Annotated in this window: 21 protein-coding genes, 1 pseudogene and 1 riboswitch; of the genes and pseudogenes, 10 read left to right on the forward strand and 12 right to left on the reverse strand. The window is 74.0% G+C overall.

Annotated features, from left to right (window positions below; all coding sequences use genetic code 11):
- Positions 1-74: 74 nt before the first annotated feature.
- Entirely contained in the window at positions 75-1,331 is a 1,257-nt protein-coding gene (locus HHL19_RS03250) for a cytochrome P450 (protein ID WP_169085274.1), read from the reverse strand.
- Between the two features lie 315 nt (positions 1,332-1,646).
- Between HHL19_RS03250 and HHL19_RS03255 the strand changes: the two genes are divergently transcribed.
- Both HHL19_RS03255 and HHL19_RS03260 read left to right on the forward strand, forming a co-directional pair.
- Positions 1,647-2,825 (forward strand): steroid 3-ketoacyl-CoA thiolase, encoded by a 1,179-nt coding sequence (locus HHL19_RS03255; protein ID WP_169085276.1) that lies wholly within the window; start codon positions 1,647-1,649, stop codon positions 2,823-2,825.
- Between the two features lie 302 nt (positions 2,826-3,127).
- Positions 3,128-3,403 carry a hypothetical protein gene (locus HHL19_RS03260; protein WP_169085278.1) on the forward strand — a complete coding sequence of 92 codons (276 nt, stop codon included), beginning with the start codon at positions 3,128-3,130 and terminating at the stop codon, positions 3,401-3,403.
- An 862-nt stretch (positions 3,404-4,265) separates the two neighbouring features.
- Here HHL19_RS03260 and HHL19_RS03265 read toward each other — a convergent pair.
- The 7 genes from HHL19_RS03265 to HHL19_RS03295 form a co-directional block, all read right to left on the reverse strand.
- Entirely contained in the window at positions 4,266-4,667 is a 402-nt protein-coding gene (locus tag HHL19_RS03265; RefSeq protein WP_169085280.1) for a transglycosylase SLT domain-containing protein, read from the reverse strand.
- A 336-nt stretch (positions 4,668-5,003) separates the two neighbouring features.
- A complete protein-coding gene (locus tag HHL19_RS03270) occupies positions 5,004-5,861 on the reverse strand; it encodes an ECF transporter S component (RefSeq protein ID WP_169085282.1) in 858 nt (285 codons plus the stop codon).
- Positions 5,858-7,708: an ABC transporter ATP-binding protein gene (locus HHL19_RS03275; RefSeq protein ID WP_169085284.1), complete on the reverse strand. Its 1,851-nt coding sequence runs from the start codon at positions 7,706-7,708 to the stop codon at positions 5,858-5,860. Before HHL19_RS03275 ends, HHL19_RS03270 begins: the two co-directional genes overlap by 4 nt.
- Positions 7,705-8,865, reverse strand: coding sequence for an energy-coupling factor transporter transmembrane protein EcfT (locus tag HHL19_RS03280; protein ID WP_169085287.1), 1,161 nt, complete (start codon positions 8,863-8,865; stop codon positions 7,705-7,707). Before HHL19_RS03280 ends, HHL19_RS03275 begins: the two co-directional genes overlap by 4 nt.
- On the reverse strand, positions 8,862-9,578 hold the full coding sequence (locus HHL19_RS03285; RefSeq protein ID WP_169085289.1) for an SCO2322 family protein: 717 nt from the start codon (positions 9,576-9,578) through the stop codon (positions 8,862-8,864). The genes HHL19_RS03280 and HHL19_RS03285 overlap by 4 nt, the downstream gene beginning before the upstream one ends.
- The gene (locus HHL19_RS03290) at positions 9,575-10,834 is read right to left on the reverse strand and encodes a prenyltransferase/squalene oxidase repeat-containing protein (protein ID WP_206324493.1); all 1,260 of its coding nucleotides are present in this window, start codon (positions 10,832-10,834) and stop codon (positions 9,575-9,577) included. The genes HHL19_RS03285 and HHL19_RS03290 overlap by 4 nt, the downstream gene beginning before the upstream one ends.
- Positions 10,835-10,909: 75 nt before the next feature.
- Positions 10,910-11,049: riboswitch (cobalamin riboswitch) on the reverse strand.
- Between the two features lie 27 nt (positions 11,050-11,076).
- Positions 11,077-12,153, reverse strand: a complete 1,077-nt coding sequence (locus tag HHL19_RS03295) for an MBL fold metallo-hydrolase (RefSeq protein WP_169085291.1) — start codon at positions 12,151-12,153, stop codon at positions 11,077-11,079.
- Between the two features lie 101 nt (positions 12,154-12,254).
- Here HHL19_RS03295 and HHL19_RS03300 point away from each other — a divergent pair, with 101 nt between their 5' ends.
- The 3 genes from HHL19_RS03300 to HHL19_RS03310 all read left to right on the forward strand — a co-directional run bounded on the left by HHL19_RS03300 (position 12,255) and on the right by HHL19_RS03310 (position 14,581).
- On the forward strand, positions 12,255-13,715 hold the full coding sequence (locus HHL19_RS03300; protein WP_169085293.1) for an aldehyde dehydrogenase: 1,461 nt from the start codon (positions 12,255-12,257) through the stop codon (positions 13,713-13,715).
- On the forward strand, positions 13,715-13,948 hold the full coding sequence (locus HHL19_RS03305) for a ferredoxin (protein WP_169085295.1): 234 nt from the start codon (positions 13,715-13,717) through the stop codon (positions 13,946-13,948). The genes HHL19_RS03300 and HHL19_RS03305 overlap by 1 nt, the downstream gene beginning before the upstream one ends.
- 72 nt (positions 13,949-14,020) lie before the next feature.
- A complete protein-coding gene (locus HHL19_RS03310) occupies positions 14,021-14,581 on the forward strand; it encodes a hypothetical protein (protein WP_169085296.1) in 561 nt (186 codons plus the stop codon).
- On the opposite strand, the gene HHL19_RS03315 is transcribed toward HHL19_RS03310, so the two are convergent.
- Positions 14,575-15,216, reverse strand: a complete 642-nt coding sequence (locus tag HHL19_RS03315) for a TetR family transcriptional regulator (protein WP_169085298.1) — start codon at positions 15,214-15,216, stop codon at positions 14,575-14,577. The two genes, HHL19_RS03310 and HHL19_RS03315, sit on opposite strands and share 7 nt — an antisense overlap.
- A gap of 239 nt (positions 15,217-15,455) precedes the next feature.
- Between HHL19_RS03315 and HHL19_RS03320 the strand changes: the two genes are divergently transcribed.
- From HHL19_RS03320 to HHL19_RS03335, 4 genes are all read left to right on the forward strand, one after another.
- Positions 15,456-16,769, forward strand: coding sequence for a glycosyltransferase family 4 protein (locus tag HHL19_RS03320; protein WP_169085300.1), 1,314 nt, complete (start codon positions 15,456-15,458; stop codon positions 16,767-16,769).
- 103 nt (positions 16,770-16,872) lie between these two features.
- Positions 16,873-17,604 (forward strand): class I SAM-dependent methyltransferase, encoded by a 732-nt coding sequence (locus tag HHL19_RS03325; protein WP_169085302.1) that lies wholly within the window; start codon positions 16,873-16,875, stop codon positions 17,602-17,604.
- On the forward strand, positions 17,601-18,689 hold the full coding sequence (locus tag HHL19_RS03330) for a prenyltransferase (protein WP_169085305.1): 1,089 nt from the start codon (positions 17,601-17,603) through the stop codon (positions 18,687-18,689). Before HHL19_RS03325 ends, HHL19_RS03330 begins: the two co-directional genes overlap by 4 nt.
- A gap of 92 nt (positions 18,690-18,781) precedes the next feature.
- Complete coding sequence (locus HHL19_RS03335; RefSeq protein ID WP_169085307.1) at positions 18,782-19,330, forward strand: hypothetical protein; 549 nt, start codon at positions 18,782-18,784, stop codon at positions 19,328-19,330.
- 7 nt (positions 19,331-19,337) lie between these two features.
- On the opposite strand, the pseudogene HHL19_RS03340 reads toward HHL19_RS03335, so the two are convergent.
- A pseudogene (locus HHL19_RS03340) lies at positions 19,338-20,493 on the reverse strand (alkene reductase).
- A gap of 66 nt (positions 20,494-20,559) precedes the next feature.
- Between HHL19_RS03340 and HHL19_RS03345 the strand changes: the two are divergent.
- Complete coding sequence (locus HHL19_RS03345) at positions 20,560-20,925, forward strand: MerR family transcriptional regulator (RefSeq protein ID WP_169085309.1); 366 nt, start codon at positions 20,560-20,562, stop codon at positions 20,923-20,925.
- Here HHL19_RS03345 and HHL19_RS03350 read toward each other — a convergent pair.
- Both HHL19_RS03350 and HHL19_RS03355 read right to left on the reverse strand, forming a co-directional pair.
- Positions 20,922-21,932: an LLM class F420-dependent oxidoreductase gene (locus HHL19_RS03350; RefSeq protein WP_169085311.1), complete on the reverse strand. Its 1,011-nt coding sequence runs from the start codon at positions 21,930-21,932 to the stop codon at positions 20,922-20,924. The genes HHL19_RS03345 and HHL19_RS03350 overlap by 4 nt on opposite strands.
- Before the next feature lie 117 nt (positions 21,933-22,049).
- Positions 22,050-22,898 (reverse strand): hypothetical protein, encoded by an 849-nt coding sequence (locus HHL19_RS03355; protein ID WP_169085312.1) that lies wholly within the window; start codon positions 22,896-22,898, stop codon positions 22,050-22,052.
- Positions 22,899-22,970: the final 72 nt, after the last annotated feature.

Below are 22,970 nucleotides of genomic sequence, written 5' to 3' on the forward strand. Positions count from 1 at the left end.
TCCGCTCGGACGTGCGGGGGAGGATTCCGGTTCCCGGCCCCAGGTCCGGTGCCGGTGCCGGTGCCCAGCGGTGCTCAGCGGGTGGTGCGGACGCGCAGTTCCTTCACGCCGTTGAGCCAGGCGGCCCGCAGCCGGCGCGGTTCCGCCGCGAGGGTGAGGTCGGGCAGGACGTCGGCGATCGCGTCGAAGATCAGCTCGATCTCCTTCACGGCGAGGGACTTGCCGAGGCAGAAGTGCGGCCCGCCGCCGCCGAAGCCCAGGTGGGGGTTGGGGTCGCGGCCGATGTCGAAGGCCTCCGGGTCCTCGAAGACCTCGGGATCGTGGTTGGCGGAGGAGTAGAAGAGGCCGATCCGGTCCCCCTTCTTGATCTTCTGGCCGCCGAGCTCGGTGTCCTGGGTGGCGGTGCGCTGGAAGGAGACGACCGGGGTGGCCCAGCGGACGATCTCCTCGGCGGTGGTCGCGGGCCGCTCCCGCTTGTAGAGCTCCCACTGGTCGGGGTGGGTGAGGAAGGCGTGCATGCCGTGGCTGATCGCGTTGCGGGTGGTTTCGTTCCCGGCGACGGCGAGCAGCAGTACGAAGAACCCGAACTCGTCCGAGGAGAGGTTCCCTTGGTCCTCGGCGGCGACCAGCTGCGAGACGATGTCCGCGGCGGGGCACTCCTTGCGCGCGACGGCCATGTTCATCGCGTACCCGATGAGTTCCATGGCGGCCTCGACGCCGACCTCCTCGGTGATGGCGTACTCGGGATCGTCGTACGCCACCATCTTGTTGGACCAGTCGAAGATCCGGGAGCGGTCCGCCTGGGGGACGCCGATGAGTTCGGCGATGGCCTGGAGCGGCAGCTCGACGGCGACCTTCGTGACGAAGTCGAAGGAGCCGTCGGGGTCTTCGGCGGCGGCGGCCCGCGCCTCCTCGGCGATCGCGCGGGCGCGGGTGCGCAGGGCGGTCTCCAGGCCGCGGATGGCGCGGGGGGTGAAGCCGCGCTGGACGATCTGGCGGACCCGGGTGTGCTCGGGCGGGTCCATGTTCAGCATGATCAGCTTCTGGACGTCGATCTGCTCGCGCCCGATGTGCTCGTTGAAGCGGATCACCGCGGTGTTCTCCTGGGACGAGAACAACTCGGGGTGCGTGGAGACGTACTTGACGTCCGCGTGGCGGGTGACGGCCCAGTACCCCTCGTCGTCGAAGCCGGTGATGCCGCGCGGCTGGGGGCACCACCAGACCGGCGCGGTACGCCGCAGCTCCGCGAACTCGGGGAGCGGGACGCGGCTGCGCAGCAGGTCGGGGTCGGTGGCGTCGAATCCTTCGGGGAGGTGGGGGCAGGTCGGCATCGGCAGCACGCTCCATATCTGATGGACCATCAGAAGTTGCCCGGAAAGTTAGTAACGAGTTCTACAAGTGGCAAGAGGCGCGGGCCGAATACGCCCTCAGACGCCGCCGAATATGCCTCCGGGCGCCGCCGCGTACGCCTCCGGGCGTGCGGCCGACGCTCGTGTCCGTCGCCGAACTCCTCCCTCCCGGACCCTTGCGTACCGGCGGTAGCAGTCATAAGACTTCACTCAGAACTAGAACGCGTACTAGTTCTCCCGTGACGCCGACAGGACGGGGTGCCGGGACACCCCGCCGGTCGAGGAGAGGACGAGCTCATGGCCGCGGAACCCGTCATCGTCGAAGCCGTACGCACCCCCATCGGCAAGCGCGGAGGCGCGCTCGCCAACCTCCACCCCGCCTATCTCCTGGGCGAGACCTACCGTGAACTCCTCGGCCGCACCGGCATCCCCGCCGACTGCGTCGAACAGATCGTCGGCGGCACCGTCACCCACGCCGGCGAGCAGTCCATGAACCCCGCGCGCACCGCCTGGCTCGCCATGGGGCTGCCGTACGAGACCGGCGCCACGACCGTCGACGCGCAGTGCGGCTCCTCGCAGCAGGCCGGCCACATGATCGCGAACATGATCACGGCCGGGGTCATCGACGTCGGCATCTCCTGCGGGGTCGAGGCCATGTCCCGCGTACCGCTCGGCTCCGGCTCCAAGCACGGGCCCGGCAAGCCCTTCCCCGACGAGTGGAACGTCGACCTGCCCAACCAGTTCGAGGCCGCGGAGCGCATCGCCCGCCGCCGCGGCCTCAGCCGCGAGCGCGTCGACTCCCTCGGCGTCATCTCCCAGGAACGGGCCGCCGTCGCCTGGTCCGAGGAACGCTTCAAGCGCGAGACCTTCGCCGTCCAGGTCCCGACCACCGAAGCCGAACAGCACGCGGGCCAGGGCATGTGGCGGCTCGTCGACCGCGACGAGGGGCTGCGCGACACCAGCATGGAGGGCCTGGCCCGGCTCAAGCCGGTCATGCCCACCGCGATCCACACCGCCGGGAACTCCTCCCAGATCTCCGACGGCTCCTCCGCCGTGATGTGGGCCTCCAAGCGGATGGCCCGCGCGCTCAAGCTGCGGCCCCGCGCCCGGATCGTCGCCCAGGCGCTCGTCGGCGCCGACCCGCACTACCACCTCGACGGGCCCATCGACGCGACCCGGGCGGTCCTCGGCAAGGCCGGCATGTCCCTCCGGGACATCGACCTGGTCGAGATCAACGAGGCCTTCGCCTCGGTGGTGCTCAGCTGGGCGCAGGAGTTCGAGAAGGACCTCGACGGCCTGGAGAAGGTCAACGTCAACGGCGGCGCGATCGCCCTCGGCCACCCGGTCGGCGCGACCGGCGCCCGCCTCGTCACCACCGCGCTGCACGAGCTGGAGCGGTCCGACAAGGAGTTCGCGCTGATCACCATGTGCGCGGGCGGCGCGCAGGCCACGGGAACGATCATCCAGCGGCTGTAGCGGCCCGCGCGGCCTCGCGAGACCTGGCAGGGGTGCCCGGGAAACCGCGGGGCCCCGTCCCTCCGGAGTGGGAGGGGCGGGGCCCCGCGCCCGCGCCCGCGTCCGCGCCCGTGCCCGTCGGTGCGGAACCCGGGAGCGGGGTGCCCGTGTCCCCGGACGTATGAGGACGAGACGCGGAGTATGGGGATCGGCGGCGGTCGGCCGGGTGCTGCTGCCGCTGATACCGCTGCTCGCGGGGTGCGCGCAGGAGGCCGAAACGGCAGACGGTCGACGCGTACGTACGGGCGCTGAACGGACGGGACGTGGCCGCGCTCGCCGAGCTGGGGCCCCCGGGGTACGTGGAGGTCGACGCGGACGGGGGTAAGGGGATCACGGTCGCGGACGTCGAGGTGTCGCACGAGTCCGGCGACGACCTGGCGAGCGCGCGGGTCACCGGGACGGGCCGGGACGGCCGGCCCTTCGCCACGTACGTGTCGATGTTCCGCCGGGACGGCACCTGGGTCGTGGCACTCGGGCACGCACCCGGTGCGGCGACAGGCAAGGCCGGCGCGAGCCCGGCGTCCACGGAGCGTCCCTGAGGCCCGGACCCGGACCGGACCCGGACCGGAACCGGCCCGAAACGGGCGACAGGCCGTCCCTGAGGCCCAGAGCCGGCCCGAACTCGGACGACCGGGCGGCCCCGAGGCCCGAGAACGGCCTGAGGACGGCCCGGACCTGACCCGGACCTGACCCGGACCCGGCCTGGACCTGGCCAGGACCTGGCCCGAGGCCGACCCGGGGTTCGGCCCGGGGTCGGCCTGAGGACGGGCCACGGGGCGGCCCCGAGGTCCGAGGACAGCCCGGAATCGGCCTGGGAACGGGCCACCGGGCGGCCCCGAGGCCCGAGGGCGGCCCGGAACCGGCCTGGACCTCGCCCGGAACCAGCCTGGACCTGGCCCGGGCCCGGCCCGTCGGCCTGAGAACGGGCCATCGAGCGGCCCCGAGGCCCGAGGACGGCCTGGAACCGGCCCGGACCTGGCCCGAGGCCGGCCCCGGGTCGGCCTGAGAACGGGCCATCGAGCGGCCCCGAGGCCAGAGGACGGCCTGGAACCGGCCCGGGCCTGGCCTGGAACCGGCCCGGGCCTGGCCCGAGGCCGGCCCCCGGGTCGGCCTGAGAACGGGCCACCGCGCGGCCCCGAAGCCCGAGGACGGCCCGGGCTCGTCCGAGGACGGCCCGGACCCGGCCAGGTCGGGACCGGCCCGGACCTGCCCGGACCCGGCCCGGACCTGCCCGGACCCGGCCCGGACCTGCCCGGACCTGCCCGGACCCGCCCGGACCCGGTCCAGCATCGGCCCGGACCCGGCCAGGGATCACCCGGAGCGGTCCGGGAACGCCGCAGGCCCCGCCCCTCCGGGAGGAGGGCGGGGCCTTGCGGTGTGCGTGGGGCGGCGTGGTGAGGCTTAGTACCAGCCGTTGGCCTGCCAGAACGCCCAGGCGGCGTTCGGGGAGCCGTAGCGCTCGTTCATGTAGTTCAGGCCCCACTTGATCTGGGTGGCCGGGTTGGTCTTCCAGTCGGAACCGGCCGAGGCCATCTTCGAACCGGGCAGGGCCTGGACCAGGCCGTAGGCGCCGGAGGAGGAGTTGGTGGCCTTGTGGTTCCAGCCGGACTCGTGCGAGACGATCTTGCTGAAGGCGGCGTACTGCGAGGCGGGGACGATGTCGCGGGCGAGCTCCTGCGGGCTGGCGGCCGAGGCCGTGCCCGTCGTGCCGAGCACCGCACCCGAGGCGCCGAGCAGCACGGCTGCGGTGGCGGCGAAGGACTTCTTGCGGGCAGCGGCGCGAGTGGTGATCGAGCGGAACAAAACGTCTACCTAACGTCGGGGACTGTGGCTGCGCCGGGCGTCACGGCCGTTTCCGGCCGCTTCAGGCATGCCGGAACCAGAGCCCGGGAGACCCGGGGGACTGGGGGGAACCGGCCTGCCGCGGTGCCGCGCCCTCGCTGAGCGTTTCGCTTGCGTTGGGCCGAGCACCTGCTGCCTGGCGACGTCCACTACAGAAACAAATCCCCGGGGGGCGGCGCAACGCCCCCCTGTACGAGGAAGCTTCGGACTCGACGGGGTCGGGCGGCTCGACGACGGGTGGGAGTTTTCGCAGCTCACGCCCATCTTTGGGCGTTTTGTGCGACTCGTCCCGCTCTACTATTTCCGGTCGTACGTGACGTGGGTCCTATGAGGCGCCTCACCCGCGGACCCCTCTCCGGGCCCCTCGAATGTGACCTGGGCCTCGAAGTTCGCCCGCCGGGTGGCCCTGCGCAGCGCCCTCAGCAGCGGTCCGCCGACCGTGAGCGTCAGGACCACGGTGAGCGCGGCCCGGCCCAGGTCCCAGCCGAGGGAGGTGGCCAGCACGTACGCGAGGAAACGGACCAGGTTCTCGGCCGTCGGAGCCCCCGGCACGAAGGAGATGCCCTGGCCGAGGCCGCCGACCGTCACCCACCCGTACAGATTGGTGACCGTGCCGTACGCGAACGCCGCGACGAAGCCGTACGCGGCCAGCATCAGCCGCTCCGGCCGGCCCCGGACGCCCGCCGGCAGCAGGCCCGCGCCCATCGCGAACCAGCCCATCGCCAGCATCTGCGTCGGCATCCACGGCCCGACCCCGCCCGTGAGCAGCGCCGACGCGAACATCGTCACCGCGCCCAGGACGAAGCCGAAGCCCGGACCGAGGACGCGGCCGCTCAGCACCATCAGGAAGAACATCGGCTCCAGGCCGGCCGTGCCCGCGCCCAGTGGGCGCAGCGCCGCGCCCACGGCGGCGAGCACCCCCAGCATCGCGACCGCCTTCGCGTCCATCCCGCAGTCCGCGATCGTCGCCACGACGACGGCGATGAGGAGGGGGAGGATCAGCGCGAAGAGCCACGGCGCGTCGGCGGCGTGGTCGGTGACGGCGGAGCCGGCGTCCGCGAAGAGCGGCCAGCAGATGCCGGCCAGCCCGACGAGGGAGACGAGGACGAGGGCGGCGACGGAGCGCGGCCCGAGGCGGATCGGATGCGTCCTCACGTGCGCAGCGCCTCCTCCACCTGCTCGACCGTGAGCCACGGCTCGGGGGCCAGGATCTTCGCGACCTGCGGGGCGAAGGCCGGGGACGAGACGACGACCTCGGCCGTCGGGCCGTCCGCGACGACCTCGCCGCCGGCGACGATCACCACCCGGTCCGCCAGCTCCGCGGCGAGCTCCACGTCGTGCGTGGCGAGGACGATCGCGTGCCCGTCGGCGGCGAGGGCACGCAGCCGGGTCACGAGGCGGGCCTTCGCCGCGTAGTCCAGGCCGCGGGTCGGCTCGTCGAGCAGCACCAGCGGGGGTGCGGCCGTCAGCACGACGGCGAGGGCGAGCGCGAGCCGCTGCCCCTCGGACAGGTCGCGCGGATGGGTCGCGTCGGCCACCCCCGGTACGAGCTCCGCCACGAGCGCCCGGCAGGTCCCGGGCGGGGCGCCCGCGTCCGCGTCGGCCGCCGCGCACTCGTCGCCGACGGTCTCCGCGTACAGCAGGTCCCTCGGCTCCTGCGGGACCAGGCCCACCTGCCGGATCAGCGTGCGCGGCTCGGTCGCGTGCGGGACGAGCCCGGACACGAGGACGCTGCCGGAGGTCGGGGCGGTCATGCCGACGAGGGTCGACAGCAACGTGGACTTCCCGGCCCCGTTACGGCCCATGAGCGCGACGGTCTCGCCCCGGGCGACCCGCAGATCCACCCGGCGCAGCGCCTCGACGCGGCCCCGCCGGACGGCGAGCCGGTCGACTTCCACGAGCGCCACGTCCTCGCGCGCCGCGGCCCCCGCACGTCGCCGCCGCCGCCGGAACAGGGACCTTCCCCCACCCCGCCCCTTCCCGAAACCAGGGGCTCCGCCCCCGGACCCCCGCGCCTCAAACGCCGGCGGGGCTGGAATTCCGGGCTCGGCCTCCTGCTCCGGCGGGGCCGGCAATTCAGCCCGTCCGGCGTTTGAGGACACGGCCGGAGGCCGTAGGGGGTCCGGGGCGGAGCCCCGGTTTCGGGAAGGGGCGGGGTGGGGGAGAGGCCCCGTGCGGCGGCTGCGTACCGGGGTCCGTCCCTCCAGTCGGGCCTTCAGGGTGGGGGACCTGCGGCGGGCGTCCCGGACCGTCAGGGGGAGGGGGGTCCAGTCGGCCAGTCGGCCCAGGGCGACCACCGGGGGGTGGATCGGGGAGACGGCCATGATCTCGGCGGGGGTGCCGAGGACCGCCTCCGGGAGGAGGAGGACGCGGTCCGCGTACTGGACCACCCGCTCCAGGCGGTGTTCCGCCATGAGGACCGTCGTGCCGAGGTCGTGGACCAGGCGCTGGAGGACCGCGAGGACGTCCTCCGCCGCGGAGGGGTCCAGGGCGGAGGTCGGTTCGTCGAGGACGAGGACCTTGGGGTGCGTGGTGAGGACGGAGCCGATGGCGACGCGCTGCTGCTGCCCGCCGGAGAGCGTGGCGATGGGGCGGTCGCGGAGGTCGGCCAGGCCGAGGAGGTCGAGGGTTTCCTCGACGCGGCGGCGCATGACCGCGGGGGCCAGGCCCAGGGACTCCATGCCGTAGGCGAGCTCGTCCTCCACGGTGTCCGTGACGAAGTGGGCCAGGGGGTCCTGGCCGACCGTGCCGACGAGGTCCGCGAGCTCGCGCGGGTGGTGGGTCCGGGTGTCCCGGCCGTCGACGGTGACCCGGCCCCGCAGCGTTCCGCCGGTGAAGTGGGGGACGAGCCCGGAGACCGCCCCGAGGAGGGTCGACTTGCCGACGCCCGAGGGGCCGACGAGGAGGACGAGCTCCCCCTCCGGCACGACGAGGTCGACGTCCCGCAGGGTGGGGCCGGCGGCGTCCTCGTACGTCACCGAGACGTTCTCGAAGCGGATCACGCGGAGGACTCCTCGCGGGCGGGCGGTACGGGGACGGGCGGTACGGGGGCGATGACGGCGGGCAGCAGGCCGGGGAGGACCGACAGGGCCGGCCAGAGGGGCAGGTCGGGGGCGACCAGGGGGACGACCCCGGGGTGGAGGGCGCCGGGCGCGTACGTGTTGGCGTGGATCATGAGGGCCGCCACCGCGATGCCGGACGCGGCGACCAGCCAGGAGCGGGGGCCGAAGCGGTCGGGCCGGTAGCGGGTGCGCAGGGTGCGCCGGCCGCCGAGGCGCAGGCCCGCGACGGCCGCGGCGAGGCCGGCGGCGAGCAGCGGGAGCCCGTATCCGGCGCCTTGCGCGGCGAGCAGGCCGTACGAGCCGGCGCAGACGCCGAGGAGGCCGCCGAGGGTGAGGACGTTCGTGGTGCGGCGGACGCCCGCCGGGACCTGGGCGGTGCGCCCGTACCCGCGCGCGTCCATCGACGCGGCCACGGCGACCGACCGTTCAAGCGCGCCTTCCAGGACCGGCAGGCCGATCTGGAGGACCGCCCGCACCCCGCCCGTGGGCCGGCCGCGGAGCCGTCGGGCGGTGCGCAGCCGGACGACGTCCGCGACCAGGTTCGGCGCGAAGGTCATCGCGACGACGACCGCGACCCCGGCCTCGTACAGCGCCCCCGGCAGCGACTTGAGGAGCCGCGCCGGGTTGGCGAGCGCGTTCGCCGCGCCCACGCAGATCAGCAGGGCCGCCAGTCTGAGCCCGTCGTACAGGGCGAAGGCGAGCTGTTCGGCGGTGACCCGGCCGCCGACGCGGATGCCTTGCGCCCAGCCGGGGAGGGGCAGTTCGGGGAGGGTGAACAGTTCGTGCGTACCGGGGATGGGCGAGCCCAGGACGAGCGAGAAGACGATCCTCAGGGCGACGACGAAAAGGCCGAGTTTCACGAAGGCGCCGTACGAGCGGGCCCACGGCGCGTCCGTCCGGCGCGCCGCCACCACGTATCCGGCGACCGCGACGATCAGTCCGAGCAGCAGCGGGTTCGTCGTGCGGGAGGCGGCGACGGCGAGGCCGAGGGCCCACAGCCACCAGGCGCCGGGGTGCAGCGCGTTGCCCCGGTCCGCCACGGGCGCCAGGAGGCGCCCCGGCAGGCGGCCGGGGGTGACGGACGTGACCCGGGTCATCCGCGGCGGCGGGACTTCCAGACGGCCGCGCCGCCGAGCGCGAGGACGGCTCCGCCGCCGACGAGGAGGCCGAGGGACGGGCCGTCGCCCCCGCTGTCGTTCTTCTCGGAAACGGGTTCGGAAGCGGGTTCGGAGGAGGGGGCGGAGGAGGGGGCGGAGGAGGGTTCGGAGGAGGGGTCGGCGGCTTCCGTCGCGGCCACCGCCTCGCCGCAGCCCTTCTCCGGGTAGCCCGCGATGCCGCACAGCATCGCGGAGCTGTCGTAGCGGAGCGGCTTGGCGACGGCGGCGAGGGCGTCGGCGGCCGTGCCCTTGTCGTCGATCAGGGCGCAGCCGGTCGTCGGGGCGGTCTTCGGCGGGGTCTCGCCCGCGGGGGCGTCCTTCGGGGTGCCGAAGTCGACGACGACCGCGACCCGCTTCGTGCCGGGCGTCCTCTCGACGCCGGCGCAGACCGTGTCGAAGCCGGGTGCGGCGGTCGGCTTGGCCGCGTCGGCGGAGTCCTCGCTGAGCGCGAAGCGGAAGCCGATGGCGGCGCCGTCGGCGGGCCGGGCGGTCGCCGGGCCCTGGGTGGCGTACGTCCACTTTCCGGCGTCGGACTCCCAGAACGACCAGTACCGGTAGCCCGCGGCCTGCGCCGGGGCCGCCGCGCCGAGGGCGAGCAGCAGCCCGGCGGCGGCGCACGCCCCCCAGCCGGTGATCCGCTTCGGGAGGGTCACTTCTTGCGGCCGCTCAGGAGGAAGCCGATGCCGACGCCGACGACCATGCCGATGCCGATGATCCACCAGACGTCGAAGCCGAGGAAGGAGTCGTCGTCCTCGTCCTCGGTGGAGGCGGCGGAGGTGTCGGGGGTCTTCGGGGCGGGCCCGGTCGCGTTGAGCGCCTCGACGAGGTCGACCTTGCCGAACTCGCGCGGGTCGGCCTCCATCGCCCGCGCGGCGAGGATCAGCTGCGCGTAGGCGGCGGGGCCGGACTCCTTCGCCCAGGGGGCGGCGTTCTGCTCCAGCCACTGGAGCGCGGGCTCGGCGAGGCGGGCGGTGCCGGCGGCGGCGAGGGCGACGACGGCGTCGGCGGTGTTGCCGAAGTCGGGCTTCGGCTCGGTGTCGGTGGCGCCGGGCAGCGGCGGGGTGGTCAGGTGGCCGGTCTGCACGAGCGCCTTGGCGAGGTAGGAGGCGCCGTTGAGGGCGGCCCGCTCGACGGTCGGCTCGGAGAGGTCGACGCAGGTCGGGGCCTGCGGCGGGGTGGCCTTCACGGCGGTGATGCCCTTGCCGAGCCCGGCGAGGGTGGCGGCGGCGGTTGCGTCCGCGTTGGCGGCGAGCTCGCCCTCCTTGTCGGGCTGGTACGCGAAGGCGCCCGGCCCTTCCTCCTCGGCGCAGGGCAGCGCGAGCGCGAGCAGCGCGTCGTACGGGGTGCGGCCCTCGGCGGAGGTGTACGAGCCGGGCTTGACGCCCGAGGCGGCGAGCGCGCTGACGACGATCGAGGTGGAGTTGGCGTCGCTGGGGCCGCCGGGGGTGTAGCTCCAGCCGCCGTCCTTGTTCTGTACGCCGCGCAGCCAGCCGTAGCCGGACTTGACCGCGGTGTCGATCTTCGTCGGGTCGGCGGCCTCGCGGCGGACCGCGCCGAGCGCCTGGAGGGCGACGGCGGTGGCGTTGGAGTCCCGCATGGTCTGCGCGTCGCAGGGCTTGGTGGTGTCCGCGCGGTAGGAGGCGAACGAGCCGTCGGCGCACTGCTGGCCGAGCAGCCAGTCGACGGCCTGGTCGGCGGGCTGGTAGCCGGTGGCGCGCTGGGCGAGGAAGGCGAGCGACTGGCGCCAGACGCCGTCGTACGTGGGGTCGCTCTTCCCGTACAGGCCGGGCGGGAGCGCGGCGGCGGAGGCGCTGGGAGAGGGCGCGGCGGAGGCCGTGCCGGTCGCGGCGGTGCTGAGCACGGCTGCCGCTGCGGTGAGCGCGGCGGCGGCGCGACGGACGCTGATCATGGTTGCCTCTCGTGCGGGCACCGGACACCGGCGCCCGCGCGGGGCCCGCGTCCGGCGCCGTATTCCTCGACGGTGCCGGCGCTCACTTCCGAGGGCAGGGCGTTCCGGCTCGCCATTCCCTGGAACGGCTCACGGTTGCGGGTCAGCGCCGGATTCGCACCGGCTTTCCCCTGCTCGGGCATGAAGACGACCGGGCCACTGTACCGGCCCGTACGGCCCTGCCCCCGGGCGTGCGAGCCGCGTCACACCGCCACGTACGCCACCGGCTCGGTCCCCGGCACGGCCTCCGCGCGGCCCAGCTTCACGAGCCGCCGGATGTGGGCCTCGGCCTCGCTGACGGCGATGTTGCGGGAGCCGTACGGGATGCGGTCCCAGGGCCGGTTCCACTCCATGCGTTCGGCGAGCTGCCACGGCGTGAGGGGGGTGGTGAGGAGGGCGAGGAGGCCGGTGAGCCGGTCCTCGTGGTGGTCGAGGAGTTCGCGGACGCGCCCGGCGGCGTCGGGGAAGGCGTGCTGGTGGGCGGGGAGCACCTCGGCGACGCCGAGCCGCCCGATCCGCTCCAGGGAGTCCAGGTAGTCGCCGAGGGGGTCCCCCCTGCTCGAACGAAGTTGAGAGCTTGGGGGCGGATCGGTCACCGCGGCGTCGTCGGGGTCCTCGTACAGGCCGATGTGCGGGGAGATCCCGGGGAGGAGGTGGTCGCCGGAGAAGAGCCGGCCGTGGCCGGGGAGCCCGGCGGGGTGTTCCTCCTCCAGGTGGAGGCAGACGTGGCCGGGGGTGTGGCCGGGGGTCCAGACGGCGCGGAGCCGCCGCCCGGCGAGGTCGAGGAGCTCGCCGGGGACGATCTCCCGGTCGGGAAGGGCGGCGCCGAGGCCGGGCAGGGTGCGCATCCCGCCCCCGGAGCGGGCGGCGCGCAGCGGCGCGAGGTGGTCCTCGGGGGCGCCGGCGGCGGCGAGCTTGCGGGCGAGGTAGTCGAGCCAGGTGCCGGGGTCGGATTCGCGGGTGCGGCGGACGACGGCGGTGTCGGCGGCGTGCATGGCGATCCAGGCCCCGGACTCCTCCCGGACCCGGCCCGAGAGGCCGTGGTGGTCGGGGTGGTGGTGGGTGATGACGACGCCGTGGACGTCCGCCGGGTCGATGCCCAGGGCGCTCAGCCCGGCGGTCAGTTCGGTCCAGGAGTCCGGGTCGTCCCAGCCGGTGTCGACGAGGACCGGCCCGCGGTCGGTGTCGAGGACGTGGACGAGGGTGTGGCCCAGGGGGTTGTCGGGGATGGGCACCCGGAGCGACCAGACGCCGCCGCCGTGCTCGGTCACCTGCGTCATGAGCGTCCTCGTCTCTCCGTGCGGGTACGACCATTGCCGACCATAACTAGAACTGATATCAGTTCTGAGACACCGTCAGATACCCCCGGGAGGCGACCGGCATGAGCGAGCTCGTGGAGCACGGAAAGCTGTTCATCGGCGGGGAGTTGACCGATCCGCTCGGCGACGCGTCCATCGAGGTGATCTCCCCCCACACCGAGGAGGTCATCGGGCGCGTCCCGCACGCCTCCCGCGCCGACGTCGACCGGGCGGTCGCGGTGGCCCGGCGGGCGTTCGACGAGGGGCCCTGGCCGCGGACGAGCCTGGCGGAGCGGATCGAGGTCGTCTCCAGGATCAAGGACGCCATCGCCGTCCGGCACGAGGAGATCGCCCGCTCGGTCAGCGCGCAGAACGGCTCCCCGTACTCCTGGTCCGTCCTCGCGCAGGCGCTCGGCGCGATGATGGTGTGGGACTCGGCGATCACCGTCGCCCGGGACTTCGTCTTCGAGGAGCGGCGCGCCGGCGTCCTCGGGCCGCTGCTCGTGCGGCGCGAGCCGGTCGGGGTGGTCGCGGCCGTCGTGCCGTGGAACGTGCCGCAGTTCACCGCCGCCGCCAAGCTGGGCCCGGCGCTGCTCGCCGGCTGCACCGTGGTCCTCAAGCCCTCGCCGGAGTCGCCGCTCGACGCGTACCTCCTCGGCGAGATCGCCGCCGAGGCCGGGCTGCCCGAGGGCGTCCTCTCGATCCTGCCCGCCGACCGCGAGGTCAGCGAGTACCTGGTCGGGCACCCCGGCGTCGACAAGGTCTCCTTCACCGGCTCGGTCGCCGCCGGCCGGCGCGTGATGGAGGTCGCCTCCCGCAACCTCAGCCGCGTCACCCTCGAACTCGGCGGCAAGTCGGCGGCGGTGGTCCTCCCGGACGCCGACGTGGCGACCGCCGTCGCCGGGATCGTCCCGGCGGCCTGGATGAACAACGGCCAGGCGTGCGTGGCCCAGACCCGGATCCTCGCCCCCCGCTCCCGGTACGAGGAGTACGCCGAGGCGTTCTCCGCCGCGGCCTCCGCCCTCGTCGTCGGCGACCCGCTCGACCCGGCCACCCAGCTCGGCCCGCTCGTCGCCCGCCGCCAGCAGCAGCGCTCCCTCGACTACATCGGCATCGGGCAGGCGGAGGGCGCCAAGCTCCTCACCGGCGGCGGCCGCCCGGAGGGCCTCGACCGGGGCTGGTACGTCGAGCCGACGCTCTTCGGGGACGTCGACAACGCGATGCGGATCGCCCGGGAGGAGATCTTCGGCCCGGTGATCTGTCTCCTGCCGTACGGGGACGAGGCCGAGGCCCTGCGGATCGCGAACGACTCCGACTTCGGCCTCAGCGGCAGCGTCTGGACCGGCGACGTCGAGCACGGCCTGGACTTCGCCCGCCGGGTGCGCACCGGCACCTTCAACGTCAACACCTTCAGCCTCGACATGCTCGGCCCCTTCGGCGGCTACAAGAACTCCGGCGTGGGCCGCGAGTTCGGCCCCGAGGGCTTCGGCGAGTACCTGGAGCACAAGATGATCCACCTGCCCGCCGGGTACGGGGACAACTGATGGGCGACCGCTGGCGCGTGGAGGTCGACCGGAGCGTCTGCATCGGCTCCGGCCTGTGCGTGAACCACGCCCCGCACGGCTTCCGCCTCGACACCGCCCGCCAGTCCCACCCGGTCCGTCCGGAGGCCGACGCGGGCGAACGCCTCCTCGCGGCGGCCGAGGGCTGCCCGGTCGAGGCCATCCTCCTCACCCTCGCCGACGGCGGCGAGCCGGTCTACCCACCGGAGGACTGAGGTCCGCGCCCGTGTCACACTCCTCGCCTGATCGCGCGGCGAAAGACCCCGTGACCTGGGGAGGGAACGCACGTGCAGGGGAAGGGACGGGTCGCTGCCGCGGCCCTGACGGCGGTGCTCGCCACCGGGTGCCAGGCCGCCGAGGAGCCGGCCGCCTTCGGCCGGGACGCCGTGCGGGCCGAGATCCGGACGGTCGTCGCAGAGGCCGGGATGCCGGAGTCGAAGCTGCCGGGGCCGGGCGAGGAGACCGGTACGGCGAGCCCGGCGACGGACCGCGAGCGGGTGGCGCGGCGGGCCGCCGCCTGCTCCGCCGGCTGGCAGTACATCGGGCCCGTCGCGGACGGCGCGCGCGGGAAGTACGACAAGGCCCTGACGGGGCTGGCCCGCGCGGGCTGGAAGGAGTCGGGGAAGCGGTTCGAGCAGCCGGTCGGCGAGAAGGGCGGCGACACCATGGTGCAGGTGGCGTTCAAGAAGGAGGGGTGGACCCTCTACGCCCGGCACAACCCCTCGCGCGCGCTGGGGGCGGACATCCTCTCCTTCATCGCCGCGGAGGACGTGTGCATGGGGCAGTTCACCGAGCAGGAGACCGCGCTGCTGTCCGGCGACGAGCCCCGCGAGGAGTCCGGTCACTGACGCGCGGCGGCGCGGGCCCGTTCCGGGGTCGTCAGGTCGATCAGGCGGCAGACCGTCTCGATGTCGATCTTCACCTGGGCGATCGAGGCGCGCCCCGAGAGCCAGGTGATGAGCGCCGAGTGCCAGGTGTGCTCGATGACGCGGACGGCCGACAGCTGCTCGGGCGTCGGCTGCTCCGCGCCCATCGCGTCCAGGATGATCGCGGTCGTCAGCCGCGAGACCGTGTCGACCTCGGGGCTGACGCTGCGGTCGGCGAAGGTCAGCGCCCTGACCATCGCGTCGGCGAGCTGCGGCTCGCGCTGGAGCGCGCGGAAGGCCCGCATCAGGGTCTCCGCGACCCGCTCGGCCGGGGCGGCGCCCGCCGGGGGCCGCTTCCGGAGCGTGGTGTGCATGTGCTGGAGCTGGTCCTGCATGGTCGCCACGAGCAGGTGGATCTTGGACGGGAAGTAGCGGTACAGGGTGCCGAGGGCGACCCCGGCCGCCTCCGCGACCTCCCGCATCTGCACCGCGTCGAAGCCGCCGCGGGCGGCGAGCCGGGCGCTGGCGTCCAGGATGCGGCGCCGCCGCGCCTCCTGACGTTCCGTCAGGGGTGGTGTGGCGGAGGGGTGGTGGTCCGCTCTGCTCTCTGCGGTCATCGGGGTCCCGTTCCGTGCGGTGGGCAGCGCCAGTATGGCGGAGGACGGCCGTGGCGCGAACCTCTGCGACCGGGTGGCGCGAATCACCTGTTCCGACGCTCACAGCGAAGCTACCTGCCGGTAGATTCTGTGCCTCCCGAAGGGGCGGTCGACGTCGGGAACGATCAAGTCTGTAACTTGTTCTACCTTAGCGCGAGCGGTTACGCTCGCGCGAAACGCACGCTCGAAGGGGGTCGCGCATGACCGCTGAGGCCATAGAGGCAAGCCCCCGGCAGGGCGTCACCGACTCCGGTGACCGTCCGTTGCGGGTCGCTCTCCTCACGTACAAGGGCAACCCCTTCTGCGGAGGGCAGGGCGTCTACGTCCGCCATCTCTCCCGCGAACTGGCCCGCCTGGGCCACACCGTCGAGGTCTTCGGCTCGCAGCCCTACCCGACGCTCGACGAGGGCGTCCCGCTCAGCGAGATCGCCAGCCTCGACCTGTACCGCCAGCCCGACCCCTTCCGGACGCCCGGGCGCGAGGAGTACCGGGACTGGATCGACGCGCTGGAGGTCGGCACCATGTGGACCGGCGGCTTCCCCGAGCCGCTGACCTTCTCGCTGCGCGCCCGCCGCACCCTCGCCGCCCGCCGCGGCGACTTCGACGTGATCCACGACAACCAGACCCTCGGGTACGGGCTCCTCGGCGGCCCCCGCGCGCTGGGCGCCCCACTGGTCACCACGATCCACCACCCCATCACCGTCGACCGGCAGCTGGAGCTCGACGCCGCCGCCGACTGGAAGCGCCGCGCCTCCGTCCGCCGCTGGTACGCCTTCACCCGCATGCAGAAGCGCGTCGCCCGCCGGCTGCCGTCCGTCCTCACCGTCTCCGGCACCTCCCGCGACGAGATCGTCGAGCACCTCGGCGTCCGCGAGGACCGCATCAAGGTCGTGCACATCGGCGCCGACACCGAGCTGTGGTCCCCTGACCCCTCCGTCGCCGAGGTCCCCGGCCGGATCGTCACCACCTCCAGCGCCGACGTCCCCCTCAAGGGGCTCGTCTTCCTCGTCGAGGCGCTCGCCAAGCTCCGCACCGAGCGGCCCGAGGCGCACCTCGTCGTCGTCGGCAAGCGCGCCGAGGACGGGCCGGTCGCCCGGGCGATCGAGCGGTACGGGCTCGACGGCGCCGTCCGCTTCGTGAAGGGCATCAGCGACGCGGAGCTCGTCGACCTCTACCGGTCCGCCGAGGTCGCCTGCGTGCCCTCCCTGTACGAGGGGTTCTCGCTGCCGGCGGCGGAGGGGATGGCGACGGGGACGCCGCTGGTCGCCACGACCGGTGGGGCGATTCCGGAGGTCGCGGGCCCTGACGGGGAGACGTGTCTCGCGGTGCCGACCGGTGACGCGGGGGCGCTCGCGGCGGCGCTCGGGCGGGTGCTCGGGGATGGTGAGCTGCGGGCTCGGCTCGGTTCCGCCGGGCGGGCCAGGGTGCTGGACCGTTTCACGTGGGCCAGGGCCGCTCAGGGCACCGCCGAGCTGTACCGCGAGGCCCTGGAACGCCAAGGCGCCCGTCGGTGACACCTCGCCTTGTTCGCCGGGTGCGGCCCGGTGGGTGGGTTGTGCCCACCCGTTCCGCCCCTGCGGAACGCCTGCCCACAACCAACTCCGAAAGGCAGACTCCGTGCTGACCGTCGACTTCACCCGCTTCCCGCTCGCCCCCGGCGACCGCGTGCTCGATCTGGGCTGTGGTGGGGGGCGGCATGCCTTCGAGTGTTACCGGCGCGGTGCGCAGGTCGTGGCGCTCGACCAGAACGGCGAGGAGATCCGCGAGGTCGCCAAGTGGTTCGCGGCCATGAAGGAGGCCGGTGAGGCGCCGGCCGGCGCCACCGCCACCGCGATGGAGGGCGACGCGCTCAACCTGCCGTTCCCCGACGAGTCCTTCGACGTCGTCATCATCTCTGAGGTCATGGAGCACATCCCGGACGACAAGGGCGTCCTCGCCGAGATGGTGCGCGTCCTCAAGCCCGGCGGCCGGATCGCGATCACCGTCCCCCGCTACGGCCCCGAGAAGGTCTGCTGGGCGCTCTCCGACGAGTACCACGAGGTCGAGGGCGGCCACATCCGCATCTACAAGGCGGACGAGCTGCTCGCCAAGATCCGCCAGGCCGGTCTCAAGCCGTACGGGACGCACCACGCGCACGCGCTGCACGCCCCGTACTGGTGGCTGAAGTGCGCCTTCGGCGTCGACAACGACAAGGCGCTGCCGGTGCGCGCGTACCACAAGCTCCTGGTCTGGGACATCATGAAGAAGCCCGCCGTGACCCGGGTCGCCGAGCAGCTGCTCAACCCGGTCGTCGGCAAGAGCTTCGTCGCGTACGCCACCAAGCCCCACCTCCCGAAGGCGGAGGCGTGAGCCCCGAGCGGATAGCGGAACACCTGGTCCTGCCCGGCGTCCTCACCGCCGAGCAGGCCGCCGGGACGGTCGCGGGCATCCTCGCCGTCCAGCGCGAGGACGGCGCCATCCCGTGGTTCCGCGGCCACCACCTGGACCCGTGGGACCACACCGAGGCCGCCATGGCCCTGGACACGGCCGGCGAGCACGAGGCGGCGGCCCGCGCCTACGCCTGGCTCGCCCGGCACCAGAACGGCGACGGCTCCTGGTACGCGGCCTACCGGGACGGCGACCCGGACGACGTCACCGACCGCGGCAAGGAGTCCAACTTCACCGCGTACATCGCCGTCGGCGTCTGGCACCACTACCTGTCGACCGGCGACGACGCCTTCCTCGACCGGATGTGGCCGGCCGTCTACGCGGCGGTCGAGTTCGTCCTCCGGCTCCAGCAGCCCGGCGGCCAGATCGGCTGGAAGCGCGAGCCCGACGGCACCCCCGTCACCGACGCGCTCCTCACCGGCTCCTCCTCGATCCACCACGCCCTGCGCTGCGCCCTGGCGATCGCGGAGGCCCGCGAGGAGCCGCAGCCGGACTGGGAGCTGGCCGCCGGCGCCCTGGCGCACGCGATCCGCCGCCACCCGGAGCGCTTCCTCGACAAGGCGCGCTACTCGATGGACTGGTACTACCCGGTCCTGGGCGGGGCGGTCACCGGCGCCGAGGCGAAGGCCCGCATCGACGCGCGCTGGGACGAGTTCGTGGTCCCGGGCCTCGGCGTCCGCTGCGTCGTCCCCAACCCGTGGGTGACCGGCGGCGAGAGCTGCGAGCTCGCCCTCGCCCTGTGGGCGACGGGGGAGTCCGACCGGGCCCTCGACGTCCTCCAGTCCATCGGCCACCTGCGGGCCGCGAGCGGCCTGTACTGGACGGGGTACGTGTACGAGGGCGCGGACGGCCACGAGCCGGCGGTCTGGCCCGAGGAGCAGACCACCTGGACGGCGGGCTCCCTCCTCCTCGCCGTCGCCGCGCTCGGCGGCGAGCAGGCGACCGTCGCCGTCTTCGGCGGCGAGACCCTCCCGACGGGCCTGGCCCCGGACTGCTGCGAGGGCTGACCCCGGCGGGGACCACCCGGACGGGCCGCCGGAATGGCGGCCCGCCGGGAGGCGGACGAGGCTGGCGGGAACCAGTCCCAGGGAGGTCCGCTGTGCCCAGAAGTCTCCGTCGCGGGGCCGCCGCACTGCTGCTGTCCGGCTCCCTGCTGCTCGGCACGGCCGGGTGCGGGTCCGACACCGACGCCAGTCTCACCGCCGCCGGCAGCCCCTCGGCGTCGGGCACCTTCGAGCAGCAGAAGCTGGCGAAGACCCGGTTCGTGGCGAACGCCGGGCTCGCGGCCGGCGCCACGTACCAGTGGATCGTGAAGCCCTACAAGGCGGGGAAGTTCAAGAAGGGCGCGGACGGGCGCACCTTCGCCCTGGTGAAGGCGGGGCTCGCGGGCGCGTTCACGTACAACCGGCTGAAGGCGGCGGTGAACAACGCGAAGGGCGACCCGCTGCTCTCCAAGGCGGTGGCCCCGCTGACCGCGGGCATCGACTCCCTGAAGGATCTCGGTACGAAGCTCCGCAAGGGCGAGATCGACGCGGCGGACGTCGGCGGCCTGGAGGGCGTCATCAACGGCATCAAGGACGCGGGCAAGTCCGCCGGGGCCGAGGTCGTCGACAAGGTCCCCTCGGCCTCCCAGCTCAGCGGCGGCTGATCCCCCGTCACGCGAGGGCGGCGGACTCGGCGAGGGTCGGGTAGTCGTTGTACCCGGCCTCGTCGCCCGAGTACATCCAGTTCGTCTCCCGCAGCGGGTTGAGCGGCGCGCCGGTGCGGAGCCGTTCGACGAGGTCGGGGTTGGCGAGGAAGGCCCGGCCCAGCGAGATCAGGTCCGCCCCGGCCTCCAGGAGCCGCTCGCCCGCGGCCTTCCCGCCGTCGGCGGGGAGGGGCCCGCCGAAGCCGAGCACCGGGTTGGCGATCAGGGTGTTCGGCCAGGCGGCGCGGATCCGCCGGTACAGCGGCTGCCCGGGGTCGGCGAAGACCACGTGCAGATAGACCGGGCCGAGGGCGGCGAGGGCGGGCACGAGCGCCGCGTAGATGTCGTCGGTGTCGCCCTCCTCGATGCCGTTGACGGTGACCCCGGGGGAGATCCGCACCCCGACCCGGTCGGCGCCGATCTCGTCGACGACGGCCCGGACGACCTCGACCGCGAACCGGACGCGGTTCTCCACGGACCCGCCGTACCCGTCCGTCCGCCGGTTGGTGTTCTTCGCCAGGAACTGGTGGAGGAGGTGGCCGTTGGCGGCGTGCACCTCGACGCCCTCGAAGCCCGCGTCGACGGCCCGGCGCGCGGCGGCGGCGAAGTCGGCGGCGGTCTCCCGGATGCCGTCGGCGGTCATCTCGCGGGGCACGACGGACGGCTTCCGGCCGGAGGGCGTGTGGATCTCCTCGGGAAGCGCGACCTGCGAGGGCGCGACCGGCAGGAGACCGCTGTTGTCGGGGTGGCCGACCCGGCCGCCGTGCTGGATCTGGAGGAACATCCGCCCGCCCTCGGCCCGTACGGCGTCGGTGACCGCGCGCCGGCCGGCCACGTGGGCGTCGGTGTGGAGGGCGGGGATGTTCGGGTACGTCCGGCCGACCGCGTTCGGCGTGGTCCCCTCGGTGATGATCAGGCCGGCGGCGGCCCGCTGGGCGATGGGGGTCCCCCCTTGCTCGAGCGAAGTCGAGAGCTTGGGGGAGGACGGCCATGAGGGGGCGGGGGACGCCGTCGGCGGCGGCGCGGTTGCGGGTGAGCGGGGGCATCACCAGCCGGTTGGGGAGGGCGAGGGCGCCGAGGGCGGTGGACTCGAAGAGGCGGGAGGAAGCGGCTGCGTTCGTCATGCCGGTACCGTAGGAGTTGACACCAGTGTCAGGTTCAAGTCCTTCTACTCTCCGGCGAGGTGGCGGATGCGCATCGGTGAACTGGCCCGCCGCAGCGGCGTGAGCGAGCGTTCGCTGCGCTCCTACGAGACCCAGGGCCTGCTGCGCTCCGAGCGGACCCCGGGCGGCCAGCGCCGCTACGGCGAGTGGGCGGTGGACCGGGTCGTCCGCGTCCAGGCGCTGTACGCGGCGGGCCTGAACAGCCGCAAGATCGCCCACCTGCTGCCCTGCATGCGCGACGCGGACGGCGCGCCCAGCGAGATCGCCACCTCGCAGCTGGTCGACGAGCTGTCCGCCGAGCGGATCCGCATCGACGCGATGATCGCCGACCTGGTCCGCTCCCGCGACATCCTGGACGAGGTCATCGAGACGGCCTCCACCGGGCGCGGTTAGCCGGACAGCTCCGCCAGCGCCCGCAGGGTCTCCGGGTCCGGGGCCGCGACCAGGAGGTCCGTCACCGGGCCGGAGCGCCATTCGGCCAGCCGCTCCGCGATTCGCTCCCTCGGCCCGACCAGGGAGATCTCGTCGGCGAAGGCGTCGGGGACGGCGAGGACGGCCTCCTCGCGGCGGCCCTCGGCGAAGAGGGCCTGGATGCGGCGGGCCTCCGCCCCGTATCCCATGCGGGCCATGAGGTCGGCGTGGAAGTTGCGGGTCGCGTGGCCCATGCCGCCGATGTAGAAGCCGAGCATCGCCTTCACCGGCAGGAGGCCCTTCGCCACGTCGTCGCAGACCTGGGCGCGGACCATCGGGGCGACCAGGAAGCCGTCCGGGAGGCGGTCCGGGAGGGCGTACGCGTCGCGGAAGCGGCGGGGCGACCAGTACAGCGGCAGCCAGCCGTCGGCGATCTCCAGGGTCTGCGCGATGTTCCTCGGGCCCTCCGCGCCGAGCAGGACGGGCAGGTCGGCGCGGAGCGGGTGGGTGATCGGCTTCAGGGGCCTGCCGAGGCCGGTGCCGTCCTCGCCCGCGTACGGGAAGGAGTAGTGCCGTCCCGCCAGGGTGACCGGCGCCTCCCGCCGCAGCACCTGCCGGATCACGTCCACGTACTCGCGGGTCGCCGTCAGCGGGGAGCGGGGGAACGGCCGGCCGTACCAGCCCTCCACCACCTGCGGGCCCGACAGCCCGAGGCCGAGCCGCATCCGGCCGCCCGACAGGTGGTCCAGGGTCAGCGCCTGCATCGCGGTCGCGGTCGGGGTGCGGGCCGCCATCTGCGCGACCGCCGTGCCGAGCCCGATCCGGCGGGTGTGCGCGGCGATCCAGGTGAGCGCGGTGAAGGCGTCCGAGCCCCAGGCCTCCGCCGTCCACACCGAGTCGTAGCCGAGGCGCTCCGCCTCGCGGGCGAGCTCCAGGTGGGCGGGGGAGGGGCCGCGGCCCCAGTAGCCGAGCGCGAGTCCCAGGCGCATGACCGGACTCCTTTCTGACGTATCGTCAGATCAGGGTGTCCGGGGACTGTACGACGGCGGCCCCCCGACCGGAAGGGTTCCGGTCGGGGGGCCGCCGTCGAAACGGAGCGGGCCGGGTCAGCCGCGCTGGATGCCCGTGGCGTCCTGGAGGACGCCGCGGCGCCCGTCCTGCGTCTGCGCGATCAGCGCCTGGCCGCGCTGCTCCACGGCCAGGTACCAGGTGCCGGGGGCCAGTTCGGCGATCTGCGAGCCGGAGCCGTCCTCCGCGTACAGCGGGCGGGCGACCGGCACGGCGAACCAGAACGGGGTGAAGTCCCCGCCGCCCTGGGCCTGCGGCTCGGGCTGCGGCGCCGGCTGCGCGGCGGCCGGCTGCGGCTGGGCGTACGGCTGACCGCCCTGCGAGGCGTCCTGCGGCGCCGGGTACGGCTGCTGGCCCTGCTGGCCCTGCTGGGCACCCGGGTAGCCGTAGCCGCCGCCCTGGACGCCCGGGTGGCCGGGCTGCGCGCCGTACGGCTGCGGGGCGACCGGGCGCGGGGCGCCGACGAGCGGGGCCTTGAGCGCGGGCACCATCGGACCGGCCACCACGGCACCGGCGAGGACGAGCGCGGCGATCAGGCCGAGGATGAGGCCGGCGCCCGCGTTCTCCGCCTCGAAGATCCACATGAGCAGGGTCCACGCCGAGGCGATCGTGAAGGCCGCCCCGACCTGGCCGAGCTCCAGACCCACGACCTTGCGGGGCTGCGGCAGGCCGCGCGAGACGACGACGAGCGCCGCGCCGGCGATGCCGAGGAAGAAGGAGCCCCAGCCCAGGTAGGAGATCTCCCAGGAGTTCACGCTGGTGTAGTACCGCGAGCATTCTTGAGGCGTCCCGGCGCAGCCGGCGATGTCGAGGAACGAGGCGATGAACAGCAGCACCGCAGCACCGATCACTACGCCATCGCCTCGGGTGAGGGAGCGGATATTCACGTAAGAAGTCCTTCGTCGGGTCGTCGTCGCGTCGGGCAGGCGCCGGTTTCTCGGCACGGGGGCGGCCCCATC

The organism is Streptomyces sp. R302 (assembly GCF_012927245.1).
Classification (GTDB): Bacteria; Actinomycetota; Actinomycetes; order Streptomycetales; family Streptomycetaceae; genus Streptomyces.